At 61.9% G+C, this 13,204-nt stretch carries 10 protein-coding genes and 1 pseudogene; 9 read left to right on the top strand and 2 right to left on the bottom strand.

The window, feature by feature from the left end; genetic code table 11:
• Window positions 1–51: 51 nt before the first annotated feature.
• The 9 genes and pseudogenes from HFGMBDPB_RS18460 (at window position 52) to HFGMBDPB_RS18425 (ending at window position 10,391) form a co-directional block, all read left to right on the top strand.
• Window positions 52–1,548 carry a flavin-containing monooxygenase gene (locus HFGMBDPB_RS18460; protein WP_016452455.1) on the top strand — a complete coding sequence of 499 codons (1,497 nt, stop codon included), beginning with the start codon at window positions 52–54 and terminating at the stop codon, window positions 1,546–1,548.
• A 52-nt stretch (window positions 1,549–1,600) separates the two neighbouring features.
• Window positions 1,601–2,539: an alpha/beta hydrolase gene (locus HFGMBDPB_RS18455; protein ID WP_016452454.1), complete on the top strand. Its 939-nt coding sequence runs from the start codon at window positions 1,601–1,603 to the stop codon at window positions 2,537–2,539.
• 68 nt (window positions 2,540–2,607) lie between these two features.
• Complete coding sequence (locus HFGMBDPB_RS18450) at window positions 2,608–3,306, top strand: hypothetical protein (RefSeq protein WP_034364932.1); 699 nt, start codon at window positions 2,608–2,610, stop codon at window positions 3,304–3,306.
• Window positions 3,307–3,352: 46 nt separating this feature from the next.
• On the top strand, window positions 3,353–4,690 hold the full coding sequence (locus HFGMBDPB_RS18445) for an aspartate aminotransferase family protein (RefSeq protein WP_016445437.1): 1,338 nt from the start codon (window positions 3,353–3,355) through the stop codon (window positions 4,688–4,690).
• Window positions 4,650–4,781, top strand: a pseudogene (locus HFGMBDPB_RS29780) (hypothetical protein); the annotation flags it as partial. The gene HFGMBDPB_RS18445 and the pseudogene HFGMBDPB_RS29780, both read left to right, overlap by 41 nt.
• A gap of 109 nt (window positions 4,782–4,890) precedes the next feature.
• A complete protein-coding gene (locus tag HFGMBDPB_RS18440) occupies window positions 4,891–6,363 on the top strand; it encodes a GMC family oxidoreductase N-terminal domain-containing protein (protein WP_349305386.1) in 1,473 nt (490 codons plus the stop codon).
• 49 nt (window positions 6,364–6,412) lie between these two features.
• Complete coding sequence (locus HFGMBDPB_RS18435; protein WP_239009427.1) at window positions 6,413–7,843, top strand: gamma-aminobutyraldehyde dehydrogenase; 1,431 nt, start codon at window positions 6,413–6,415, stop codon at window positions 7,841–7,843.
• A gap of 125 nt (window positions 7,844–7,968) precedes the next feature.
• Window positions 7,969–9,495, top strand: a complete 1,527-nt coding sequence (locus tag HFGMBDPB_RS18430) for a flavin-containing monooxygenase (protein ID WP_212645983.1) — start codon at window positions 7,969–7,971, stop codon at window positions 9,493–9,495.
• Window positions 9,492–10,391: an alpha/beta fold hydrolase gene (locus tag HFGMBDPB_RS18425; RefSeq protein ID WP_016445442.1), complete on the top strand. Its 900-nt coding sequence runs from the start codon at window positions 9,492–9,494 to the stop codon at window positions 10,389–10,391. The genes HFGMBDPB_RS18430 and HFGMBDPB_RS18425 overlap by 4 nt, the downstream gene beginning before the upstream one ends.
• Window positions 10,392–10,439: 48 nt before the next feature.
• On the opposite strand, the gene HFGMBDPB_RS18420 is transcribed toward HFGMBDPB_RS18425, so the two are convergent.
• Complete coding sequence (locus HFGMBDPB_RS18420; RefSeq protein WP_212645982.1) at window positions 10,440–11,651, bottom strand: patatin-like phospholipase family protein; 1,212 nt, start codon at window positions 11,649–11,651, stop codon at window positions 10,440–10,442.
• A 224-nt stretch (window positions 11,652–11,875) separates the two neighbouring features.
• Window positions 11,876–13,198 (bottom strand): NAD(P)/FAD-dependent oxidoreductase, encoded by a 1,323-nt coding sequence (locus HFGMBDPB_RS18415; RefSeq protein WP_026062277.1) that lies wholly within the window; start codon window positions 13,196–13,198, stop codon window positions 11,876–11,878.
• Window positions 13,199–13,204: the final 6 nt, after the last annotated feature.

Raw genomic sequence — 13,204 nt, 5'->3', positions numbered from 1 at the left:
CTGAGGCCTGGCCTTCGCCCATCTTCAATTTCATCCAAACAGGAGACAAACGTGATCACCCAACCTCAGGCCGCGCTCGTGAGCGGCCAGCATCTCGACTTTATTGTCGTGGGCGCCGGCATCTCGGGTCTTGGTGCGACTTACAACACGCACAAGCGATTTCCCGATCATTCATTCGCCGTACTCGAAGCCATGGACGGATTCGGGGGCACCTGGTGGACGCATCGCTACCCTGGCGCGCGTTCGGACAGCGATTGCTACACCTACGGCTACAGCTTCAAGCCCTGGGAAACGGGACGCGCCATCGGCACGGCCGACGAGATCCGCGCCTACTTAGGTGAGCTGATCGAAGAGAACCAGCTGACGCGCCACATCTACTACGGACACCGGATCACGGCAGCCCGGTGGTCGTCCCAGGACAAGTGCTGGACGCTGGAAGTCACTCGTATCCATTCGGGCGAAACGCTGACGCTGACGACGAGTTTTCTGTGGATGTGCTCGGGCTACTACGACCACACCAAGGGCTACACGCCCGAGTGGTCCGGCATGGGTGAATTCAAGGGGCAGTGGGTGCATCCGCAGCACTGGCCCCAGGATCTGGACTGCACGGGCAAGCAGGTGGTCGTCATCGGTTCAGGCGCCACGGCCGCTACCTTGATCCCGTCGTTGGCGGACACCGTTGCACACGTGACCATGTTGCAGCGCTCGCCCACGTTTTTCGCGGCAGATTCCCCTATCCATCCGCTGGAGACACAACTGCGCGAACTGGATGTGCGTCCCGACTGGGTGCACGAGATCATGCGGCGCGCATTCGTTGCCAAGGTGGACAGCGAAGTCCGCATGTCCTTCGAGCATCCCGAGGAAATGCGCGCGTGGATTCTTGAGCAGGCGCGAGCCCTCCTGCCTGAAGGCTTCGACGTGGACAAGCATTTCAACCCGAGCTATCGCCCATGGCAGCAACGCATCGCGCTGGTTCCTGACGGTGACCTGTTTGCGGCCATCCGCTGCGGCAAGGCTTCGGTAGTGACCGACGGTATCGAGCGCTTCGACGCCACGGGCATCCAGTTGACCAGTGGAGCGCATCTTGATGCCGACATCGTCGTCACCGCGACGGGCTTCAACATGCAGATGTTCGGAGGCGTGCCATTTTTCGTTGACGGCGAGGCGGTGGACTTCACCAAGCGTGTCAGCTATCGCGGCGTGATGATCGAAGGCATCCCCAACATGGCCTACGTCATGGGCTACTTCCGCTCAAGCTGGACGCTGCGCGCAGACCTGGTCACCGACCTGGTGTGCCGCATCGCCGAGCACATGCAGAGGGAGGGTCACAGCATGGTGGTTCCCACCGTGCCTACCGCGGACGCTGACATGCCGCGCCTGCCCTGGATCGATTCGGAGAACGTCAACTCGGGCTACATCATGCGTGCCCTGCACCTGCTGCCCCGCCAGGGCGATCGTCATCCCTGGAAGCAAGGCCTTGAGTACGAAGAGGAGCGTGTCTCGTTCCCCTCGGTGCGGCCTGACGAAGAGGCCCTCACATACCGCTGATCGCTCGTGACGCCTGCGACCCCTTCATCGCTCCAAAAAAGAAAGCCATTCCATGTCACTCGATCCCCATATCGCCGGCGCCATGAAGATGCTGGCCGAGGCTGGCGCGAAGCCGCTGCACGAAGGCACGCCCGAGGAGGGCAGGGCCTTCTATCTGGCGACGACGGCCGGCGCACTGACGCCCGAGCAAGTCGTCCCCGTGGCCCGTGTCCAGGACATCACCGTCGGTGGCGCTGTCGGGCCACTGAAGGCCCGCGTGTACCGCCCGGAAGGCGAGGGCCCGTTTCCGACCGTGGCCTATTTCCACGGCGGCGGATTCGTCATTGGCGACCTGGACACGCACGACAACATCTGCCGTGACATCTGCCGCGGCGCGAGTGCCGTGGTGGTGTCCGTGGACTACCGGCTGGCGCCCGAACATGCGTTTCCTGCAGGCATTGAAGACGCCGTCGCGGCCACGAAATGGATCGTGGCGCATGCGAGCGAGCTGGGCGGCGGCCGCATCGTCGGCGTCGCTGGCGACAGCGCGGGCGGCAACTTCTCGGCGGTCGTCGCCCAGCAACTGCGCGATGAAGGTATCCCGCTGGCAGCGCAGTTCCTCATCTACCCCGCTGTGGATCATGTGGCGGCGCAGTACCCCAGTGTCGCGGAGAACGGCGAGGGATATCTGCTCGATGTGGCCACCATCAATTGGTTCTATGACCACTACGCGGGCGACTATCCAGATCCGATGGATCCACGCCTGGCGCCGTTGCAGGCCAAGGACTTGAGCCGGCTCGCACCGGCGCTGGTGGTCACGGCGCAATTCGATCCATTGCGCGACTCGGGCGCTGCCTACGCGGCGGCCATGAACGCGGCCGGCAGCCCCGCAAAACATATGCCGGGCCCAGGAATGATCCATGGCTTCTTTGAAATGGGACCGTGGTCGCCTGGCGCGCAACAGCTGATGCAGCGAAGCATCCAGCAATTCGGGGCGATGTTGCATGAATGAAGCGAGGGCCGTCACGCCTGTGCCGGCTTGAGATCAACGAGCTCGACGCTCACCGAGGCCCAATCACCATGAATACGATTTTTCTTTTGCTGGCCGATGTGCTGCTGATCCTTGCCGGGATCATCTATGGCGCGAAGTTTCTCAAAAAGCGCAATTATCTGTGTGGGATCGAATGGTTCGTCATGGCCATCTCAGGCACCCACTTCCTGTTGTGGGCGCTCTTGGGATGGGATTTCGGCTACAGCGTTGCGCATTTCTTCGATGCGTTCTCGCGGTCCTTCGGTTTTCCTGTGGTCGCGGTCGCGGGCATGATGGTGGTGACCCACAGCTACCAGCCCTCGCGCCTTGCGGATGTCCTGTATTTCCTGCTCGGTTTCGCAGGCGCTGCCGTGCTTGTGGCGGCCGACCATGCGCCGGCGTTCGCGGTCTACAAGCCGCCGTTCTACCTTCTGATGTGCCTGGTCTTCCTGGCCTATCTGGCGTACTTCGCCTGGAGGCTGCACAAAGCGGGAGAGGCGCTGCATGCGATGGGAACGGTGTTCGTTGCGCTGAGCGGCCTGGCCATCGCCGTCTTCTACGACTATGTCCCGATACCCGGCGACGACGCGGATCGCACGGTGTTCTACACCGCAGCCTTGTCCGTCTGGGCTTTCATGATGGTCGAGCTGTACTACGGCTATTGCGCACTCGAGCGTGCCACACAGGCGCGGTTCGGCGCCTATGCCCGTGAGCCGCTTGCCAAGACCCGTTTGCGCCGTCACGCCTGACAGCGCGCAAAGCCCCCCTCATCGCTTAATCCTTTGGAGTGCAATCATGGCTCACTGGCCAGACCTGGCTTCCCGTTCCCGGGAACTGTATGAACGCGGCTTGAAAGTGCTGCCCGGCGGCATCACGCGCACATTGCCATGGCAGGAACCTTTTCCGGTCTATGCCTCGTATGGCGAAGGGGCCTACGTGGTCGACGTCGATGGAACGCGCCGCCTTGACCTGCTGAACAACTTTGCCTCTCTGATCCACGGTCACGCGCATCCAGGCGTCGTGCAAGCCGTCCGTCACCAGGTCGGCAATGGAACGGCCTTCACGCTGCCCACGGAGCAGGAGGTCGCGCTGGCGGAAACCCTATGCGGACGGGCAGAGAGCTTCGAGCAGGTGCGATTCTGCAACTCGGGTTCGGAAGCCGTCATGAGCGCGATCAAAGCCGCCCGTGCGATCACGGGCCGGTCCAAGATCGTCAAGGCGGAGGGCGTCTATCACGGTGCCTACGACTATGCCGAGGTCAGCCTCGATTCTTCACCGTCGAATTGGGGCGAGGATCCGAACTCGATCGGCTACTCAAAAGGGGTGCCCAAAGGGGTGACCGACGATGTTGTAGTCATCCCCTTCAACGACGTCGAGGCCTCCGAGCGAATCATCCGCGCAAATGCTGCAGACATCGCGGCTGTCCTGCTCGACGCAGCGCCCAGCTATTTGGGATTCATCCAGGTCTCCCCGCGCTTCACCGACATGATTGAACGTGTGACCCGCGAGATCGGAGCACTTTTCATTCTTGACGAAGTCATCTCGTTCAGGTCTCACACGGGTGGCGCTCAAACGCTGCTGGGCATCCATCCGGATCTGACCACCTTGGGCAAGATCATTGGTGGCGGCTTCCCCGTCGGCGCAGTGGCGGGACGGCGTGAGCTCATGCAGATCTACGACCATCGCCAAGGCAAGCCCGGCTTGCCGTGGAGCGGCACCTTCACGGCCAACCCGGTCACGATGACCGCGGGCAAAGTCACGCTGGATCTGCTTGACGACAGCGCGATCGATCGCATGGCACAGCTGACTTCCCGGCTGGTGGGGGCGCTGAACCAGGCATTCGCGCGGTCCGGCTTTCCAGGGCAGGTCACAGGCTTCGGGTCGAGCTTCATGGTGTTCGGCCATCAACGGCAGGTGACCGATTACCGCTCCGGCTATTCCAGCCCTGAGGAAACAAAGCGCGTTGTCGCACTTCAACGCGCCTTGACGCTGGCGGGCTTCCATATTGCCCGCACCGGTAAGGCATTCCTTTCCACCCCGATGACCGAAGCGGACATCGAGAGCTTCATCAGCGCCGTCAGCCGCATCGTCGATGCGCGGCTGGAGCCGGTGGGCGCGGGGGTGGTGTCATGACTTTTCCCAAGAACCTGCGAGCGAGGGCCACACTGTGACGGACTACATCATTGTCGGCGGCGGGTCCGCAGGCTGTGTTCTGGCGAATCGACTGTCCGCGAACCCGGACGTCGAAGTCACGCTGATCGAAGCCGGCGGCTGGGACAGCAGTCCCTTCATCGGCATGCCGGCCGGCTATTTCCAACTGATGAAACGGGCAGATCGACTGGGGCTACAACACCGAGCCCCAGGAGCATCTTGCCGGCAGACGGCTGTTCTGGCCGCGGGCGAAAGTGCTGGGCGGATGCAGTTGCGTCAACGGCATGGTCTATATCCGAGGCAGCGCCACGGACTACGACCATTGGGCGGCTTTGGGCAACAGTGGTTGGTCCTTCGAGGATTGCCTGCCCTATTTTCTTCGTGCCGAGAACTGGAACGGCCCCAGCAGTCCCATCCATGGACACGACGGTCCGTTGCATACCAGCCGCTACGGTGTCCAGCACCCCTTGTCGAAGGCGTTCGTGGAGGCGGGCGTCCAGGCCGGATACCCGTACCGGGACGACTTCAATGGCGGTGAACAGGAAGGCTTTGGCCCCTGCGACAGCACGATCAAGGCCTACGGAAACAAGGGGATCCGGGCGAGCACGGCTTTCGCTTACCTGCATCCGGTCAAGGACCGAAAGAACCTCAAGATCATCACCAAGGCATTGGCCACCCGGGTCATCGTCGAGCATGGCCGCGCGGTCGGCGTCGAGTTTCTTCGCCGTGGCCGCAAGGAAGTTGTGCGTGCGCATCAGGAGGTGCTGCTGTCGGGCGGCGCGATCAACTCGCCGCAGCTGCTTCAGTTGTCCGGCATTGGCGATCCGTCGCATCTGCGCGCTGTGGGCATCGACGTCACGGTGGCATTGCCTGGCGTGGGCCAGAACCTGCACGATCACCTCTCCGTCGGAGTGCAATGCCGCTCGACGCAGCCCAACTCGCTCCTGACCTATGTGCGTCCCGTTCGTGCTGCCGCCGCCCTGGCGCGGTACATGTGGGACAAGGGAGGCCCTGGCGCGTATCACGGCGTGGAGGCGCTGGCCTTCGTGAAAAGCCAGCCCGATCTGATCGCCGCGGACATCCAGTACCACTTCGAGATGATCATGTACCGCGAAAACGGTCGGGTCATCATTCCCGAGCACGGTTTCACGCCCCTGTTCAACATCTCGCGCCCCAAGAGTCGGGGCTGGTTGAAGATCCAGTCGGCGGACCCCACTCAGCACCCGCGCCTTCAGCCCAACTATTTCTCGGATCCGGATGACATTCGCATCTATCGCGAGGGGATTCGTGTCGGCCGGGAAGTGCTGGCGCAAAAGGCGTTCGATCCCTATCGCGGCGTGGAGTACGCCCCCGGACCGCAGGCCACGACCGATGCCCAGATCGACCAGTACCTGAGGGAGAACGTCGAATCCGTCTACCACCCGGTAGGCACTTGCAAGATGGGCAGCGACGAGATGGCTGTCGTGGACGATCGGCTGCGCGTGCGCGGCGTGAGCGGCCTGCGCGTCATCGATGCACCCATCATGCCGACCATCGTGAGCGGCAATACCAATGCACCCACGATCATGATCGCCGAAAAGGCGGCGGATTTCATCCTCGCTGCGGGCTCCCGCGGCGCCAAGGCCGCGACCGCGGTCGCCGCCGTTGCGGCCTAGCGGTCCGCGGCATATCCCCTCAACCTCATCCCGTAGACAGGAGACTCCCGTGTTTGACCAAGAACTGCTGATCGGTTCCGCCTTTGTCGTGGGCGCGGAAACCAAGGAGAAGATCCTTAATCCAAAGACCGGGGCGCTGCTGACCGAATTGGCCGAAGCCTCGCTTGCGCAGGTCGATGCGGCGGTCGAGGCAGCGTCCAAGGCCTTCACCGCCTGGTCTCGAACCACGCCTGCCGAGCGATCGCGCCTGCTGTTGAAGCTGGCCGATGCCATTGAGAGCGCCGGCGAGGAATTCGCGACGCTCGAAGCGCTCAACTGCGGCAAGCCGCGCATCCGCGTGCTGGAGGATGAGATCCCGGCGATCGTCGATTGCTTTCGCTTCTTCGCCGGCGCCGCACGAACGATGCACGGCGCTGTGTCCGGCGAATACGTTGCCAACCACACGTCGATGATTCGCCGAGACCCGATCGGCGTCGTCGCATCCATCGCGCCCTGGAACTACCCTCTGATGATGGCGGCCTGGAAATTGGCACCCGCGATTGCTGGCGGCAATACGGTCGTGATCAAGCCTTCGGAGCAGACGCCCCTGACGCTGCTGAAGCTTGCGAAGATCATTGCGGACATCTTTCCCGCCGGTGTCGTCAACGTGGTCACGGGGCGCGGCGCTAGCGTGGGCGATGCGCTGATCCACCATCCGAAGGTGGCGATGGTCTCGCTCACCGGCGATATCGGCACGGGCAAGAAGGTGCTGCAGGCCGCGTCCAGGATCGTCAAGCGGACCCACCTCGAGCTCGGCGGCAAGGCGCCCGTCATAGTCTTCGATGACGCCGACCTTGCCAGCGTCGTGGAAGGCGTCAAGGTCTTCGGCTACTACAACGCTGGCCAAGACTGCACCGCCGCCTGCCGCATCTATGCCGGCAAGAAGATCTACGACAAGCTCGTTGCCGACCTTTCCGGTGCGGTCAAGAGCCTCAAGTTCAATCAGCCCAACGATGACGACAACGACCTGGGCCCACTGATCTCGGCCAGGCAGCAATCCCGCGTCGAATCCTTTGTTCAGCGGGCGTCTGAAAACAAGCACATCGAGATTACGGCGGGCGGCCGCGTGGGTGGTGGTAGCGGCTTCTTCTACGAACCCACCGTCGTGGCTGGCGCGCTGCAAGGCGACGAAATCGTCCAGCGCGAAGTCTTCGGTCCCGTCGTCTCGGTGACGCGATTCGACGATGCCGATGAAGCAGTGCGCTGGGCCAACGATTCCGACTATGGCCTGGCCTCATCGGTCTGGACCCAGGACATTTCACGCGGCATGGCGACGGCCGCCCAATTGCAGTACGGCTGCACCTGGATCAACACGCACTTCGTGCTGACGAGCGAAATGCCGCACGGCGGCGTGAAGTCATCGGGCTACGGCAAGGATCTGTCCATGTACGCACTGGAGGACTACACGGTCGCGCGGCATGTCATGGTCAAGACAGGCTGAAACGATGCACAGGGTCAACGCGATCGCCGGCGCCCGTGTGGCGCAGATCGAGGGCGGCAAGGGCGGCAGCCTCGAGCTTTTTTACTTATTGAAAACTGGTCAAAACACAAGGAAACAGGAACAGCATGCTCTCGCAATCAGCTCCTCTCGATGAACCTCTGGACGTCCTGATCATTGGGGCGGGAGTTTCCGGCATCGGCCTTGCCGCCTATCTGCGCCGAAAACAGCCCGGAAAACGCTTTTCCATTCTCGAGGCTCGAGAGCGGATTGGCGGAACATGGGATCTGTTCAAATATCCCGGCATTCGATCCGACTCGGACCTCTACACCTTCGGTTTCGACTTCAAGCCCTGGGTCAAGAACAAAACGCTGGCGGACGCACGGGACATCCTCGAGTACCTTCGCGAAACCGTTGAGGAGTTCGATCTGGGGCCGGTCATCCAATACCAGCAGCAGGTGGAATCGGCGGACTGGCTGAGCAGTGAGGGCCTTTGGGCGGTCCGGGTCCGCGACGGAATCGGCGGCGATGTCCGCACGGTCAGGACCCGCTGGCTGTTCAGCGCTGGCGGCTACTATCGATACGATCAAGGCTACAGCCCGCGCTTCGAAGGCTCGGAACGTTTCAAGGGGCGGATCGTGCATCCGCAGCATTGGCCTGAGGATCTGGACTACTGCGGCAAGCGCGTCGTCGTGATCGGCAGCGGCGCCACGGCAGTGACGCTCATCCCGGCGATGGCCGATCAGGTGGCGCACATCACCATGCTGCAGCGCACGCCTTCGTACATCATCAACCAGCCTGCTACCGACTCCGTCGCCGGCTTCCTGCAAAAGATACTGCCGGCCCAAACCGCCTACTCGCTGACCCGCTACAAGAACGCCAGGATCACTCTGGGGTTCTGGAGCTTTTGCCAACGCTTTCCGAAGCTGGCCCGAAAGCTTCTCGTGGGGCTCGTGCGCCGGGACCTGCCGAAGGGGTACCCCGTCGACGTGCACTTCAACCCGCCATACAACCCTTGGGACCAGCGGCTGTGCTCGGTGCCCGACGGTGACTTGTTCAAATGCCTCAGTTCGGGCAAGGCGTCCGTGGTGACCGACCAGATCGAGACCTTCACCGAATCGGGCATCCTTCTCAAGTCGGGCAAGGAAATCGAGGCCGACATCATCGTCACGGCCACCGGACTCAACGTCCAGCTCTTTGGGGGAGTGGCCTTGCGCAAGGATGGGCAGCCGGTGGTGTTGAGCGAAACATTGGCCTACAAGGGAATGATGTTGTCCGGTGTGCCGAACTTTGCCTTTGCCGTCGGCTACACCAACTCGTCTTGGACGCTGAAGGTCTGCCTGCTGTGCGATCACTTCTGCCGGCTCCTGGCTTACATGGATGAACATCGGCACGCCGTCTGCGAGGCACAGGCGCCAGAAGGGATCGAGACCCGCCCGCTGCTGGATTTCGGTGCAGGCTACGTGCAGCGCGCGCTGCACAGCGTGCCACGACAGGGACCCGGCGAACCTTGGGTCATGTCCATGGACTACTTCCGCGACGTCAAACTGCTGCGACGCGGGCGGGTGGCAGAAAAGTGCCTGGCGTTCTCGCCGGCCCCCGGCGCGAGTTCCCAGGCTCCGCTTGATCTGCGACTTTCAAAGGCTCGCGCATGAACACGGGAGACCTCTTCTGCAATATGGCCGATGGCCGACGCATCTGCTACCGCAGCCACGGCCCCGATGGCGGGGAGACGTTAATTCTGGTGGTGGGCCTGGGGTTGCAACTGACGTACTGGCCACAGGCCTTGATCGATGGTCTGGTAGAGGCCGGTTTGCGGGTGGTTGTCTTGGACAACCGCGACGCGGGACAGTCGTCCTTCACCGACGCCGAGCCGCCCAGCACATTCCAGCAACTCCTTCGCCGGCCCACGCGCGGCTACGACCTGGGGCACATGGCCAGCGATGTGGTCGGTTTGATGGATGCCCTGTCCATAGCCTCTGCCCACGTCATGGGGATGTCCATGGGCGGCATGATCGCGCAGACCCTGGCGGCGCGCCATGCCGAGAGGATGAAGTCGTTGACCTCCGTCTTTTCGACCACCGGATCATTGAAGGTCGGCCAGCCGGCGCTCAAGTCGATATTGCAGCTGATCCGTCGGCCGCCACGTGATCAGCGGGAGGCTGCTCGAGATTACGTCGACCTCTTGCGAGTGGTCGGCTCGAGCCTGGAGTGGAGCGAGCCTCGGCACCGGCAATATGCAGAACAAGCCTGGGAGCGCGGTGGTGGCCTGCGCAACAACGTCGGCACCGCGCGGCAGATCGGGGCAATCATCAATTCCGGTGATCGGACGGCCGAGTTGGGCCGCGTGCGGTGCCCCACGCTGGTCATCCATGGCGACCGGGATCTGATGGTGGCGACCAGTGGCGGTTACGCCACCGCAGCGGCCATCGGTGGCGCACGCCTGGTCATCTTGCCGGGCATGGGGCATGACATTGCACCGGGTCTGGTCAACATCCTCGTCGACCTGATCGCGGGACATGTGCGGTCCTGCCTGCGCCCTGCGAGCTAGGCGAGGGTGCTTGTCGGCCTTTGGGGCTTTGGCGCGCGCGACATCAGATCATGGTGGCGCCAAAGCCTTCAGCGATTCAACCAGCTCCTGGTAGGCCGGGGATTTTCGAACAGCCTCCGAACCTGCCTGCTGCAAGTCGCGGACGTCCTGTGCTTCGACCGTGAAGGCCGTCGGCACACGCAAAAGCCTGTAACGGAAACTGTCGTCGTCGACATCGTTCAGGCTTACGCTGACGACATATACCTCGCAATCTGCTGCAAACGGGCTGCCAGGCAAACCTCTGGTGCGCTGAATCTCGTTACGCCAGCGTTGCAGATCATCGTTGAGCATTGCCAGCGTCTGCTGGCTGTCGCGGGTCCCGGCACCAAAGATCAGTGTCTCCAATACCTGTGGAATGGTAGGGACCTGATCACTCTTGTCCACACGCTCGGCAAGCGCACGTGCAGAGTTGACTGTGACCAGCACCAGGCGATGGATGGAGCCAGCTTTTGCTTCAGGGAAGTTCGCGCCCATGGAGCCTACAGCGGTCATTTGATCGAGCAGCAAGCGAACGCCGAGGTTGTCGCTGACTCCGCCATCCACCAGGTGGATATAGGGGCGCTCCTTGGCATTGCGGTAGCTGACGGCACTGCGCCGCAATATGTGTGCGCGGTAGCCTGACGCGGGCTGAAGTACCGATGCTTTTACCTCGGGACATTGGTCGGCATAGTTGCGTATGGCGACGGGCGACAGCAGCAGCGGTACGGCGGAGGACGCTGCAACTGCGAATGACAGTGGGGTAGCGTCAAGATCGGAGCAGATCAGCTGGAACTGTTCGGACGTGAAGTTGAAGGGGGCCCCGGTGGTCAGGTCGGTAGCCGTGATCATGAGGTCCGGTGCTCCAGGGCGCCTGCGAGCGTCGGCGAAGGTCTTGCCTTCGTAGAGCTTGTTCAGGCGATCCATCAGCAACTGCGTTCTGCCATACCAGGGTGAGGTCAATGTGTAGAGCTCACCAGGCCAGAACACATCGCGTATGAGACGGCTTTCGAATGGCGTGAGCAGGAATTCTGGCTCAAATCGCTTGAGCGTCGCGTCGCCAAAGGCTGCGTAGTGTGCGGCCAGGATGCTGCCACCTGACACGCCACTGATCAATACGGTCTCGTCCAGCAACGTCGTTGTGCGTTCTCCGATCTTGAACTCCTGCGCCTTGAGTTCACGCAGCACACCGAGGCCAAAGGCTGCGGCACGCGCACCCCCTCCGGACAAGGTCACGGCAACCATGACAGACTTTGGTTGATGCTGCTCGGCCGCTAGCACCTCCCGAGGCTGATGGGGATACGGTTCATTGATCCAGGGCCTGTAAGTGGAGCATCCTGCCAGCAATAAGATCGAAATGGCTTGCAGGGTGCGAGTCCAGGGTGAAGCTAACTTGCGCATGTGTATACCGTGAGGAAAGCCGGTGTCAATCTGCCTTGTCCTAGTGACCTGTACATGTTTTGCACATTTCAATCGAGCCGGATGGTGGGACGGAGCCGGGCATTCATCAGATCGACCAGCCACATCTGGCTGCCACGCCAGAAGCCATGCAGCTGGGCCTGGTGGCTGCGGTAAAGCAGTGCATGGCTCAGTTGCGCCAGGCGCCCTCTGAAGGTCACACCCTTGAACAAGCCTGTCTTGCCGAGCGAGCCATAGGCGTCATATTCACCCAGTGACACCAGGGCCCCCATATCACGGTACTTGAAATCCGGTGGTGATATGTCGTGCAGCAGTGCGGCTGGAAGATGGCGAATCAGGTGCTGCGCTTGTTGATGAGCAATCTGTGCGGTAGGAGGAAACGGCCGCTCGGCCCCCTCGGGTATCAGGCTGGCACAGTCGCCCAATGCATAGATGTCCGCGTCATGGGTAGTCTGCAATGAAGGGCGCACGATCAACTGATGGTTACGGTTGGTCTCCAGCCCATCCAGATCACTCAGAATCTCCGGGGCCTTGACTCCGGCCGCCCAAACCTTCAGTGATGCATGAACTTCCGTGTTGTCGCCCAACACGAAGCCGTGCGCATTGACCGCTGCCACACGCGTCGCGACCTTGACCTGCACACCCAGAGCTTCCAGCCGAGCTTGGGCACTGGCGGAAATATCTTCCGGAAAGGCCGCAAGGAGGCGAGGGCCGCTTTCTATGAGCGTGATGTTTATCCGCCTCTTCAGACCCTTGGCTCCATAGGCCTCTGCAGCGTCAGCCAAACCGACGAGTTCGGCAGCCAACTCCACACCAGTCGCTCCGCCACCAACGATGGCGATGGAAAGGGTGGCATTTTTCTCATTGCTGCCTTCGTGTCCCAGGCATTGGAGCAGCTGCGTGCGGATCTCCTGGTTGAATGCATCTGCCTGCAGGCGTGAGTCGATGGTGTAGCAGTGCTCGGCCGCACCCGGTGTGCCAAAGTCGTTTGCCTGGCTGCCTACTGCGATGATGAGCTTGGTATACGGAACGCTACGCTCCGGGACAAGCACCCGTCCGTCGGGTGCCAGCAGCGCCGCAATCTCCACTTGTCGCGACTCGCGGTCAACGCCCAGCAGTTCACCGGGCTCGTAAGAGAAATTGCAGGCATGTGCTTGTGCTATGTAGGCCGTTTGTTGCTGGTAAATATCGCGCGTGCCCGCTGCGATGGTGTGCAGCATGGGTTTCCACACGTGGGCGAACTCGCGATCAATCAGCAGGACTGGTGGCAGCTTGCTGCCGGAATTGGCACTCAGCTTGCCCATCGCCGTGGCAACGGCAAGACCTGCCACGCCACCACCTACGATGATGATCGGTGCTTGGGATGTATTCATGTCATG

This window comes from Delftia sp. PE138 (genome assembly GCF_018320755.1).
GTDB lineage: Bacteria > Pseudomonadota > Gammaproteobacteria > Burkholderiales > Burkholderiaceae_C > Comamonas > Comamonas tsuruhatensis.
This window is presented reverse-complemented; position numbering and strand designations above follow the sequence as displayed.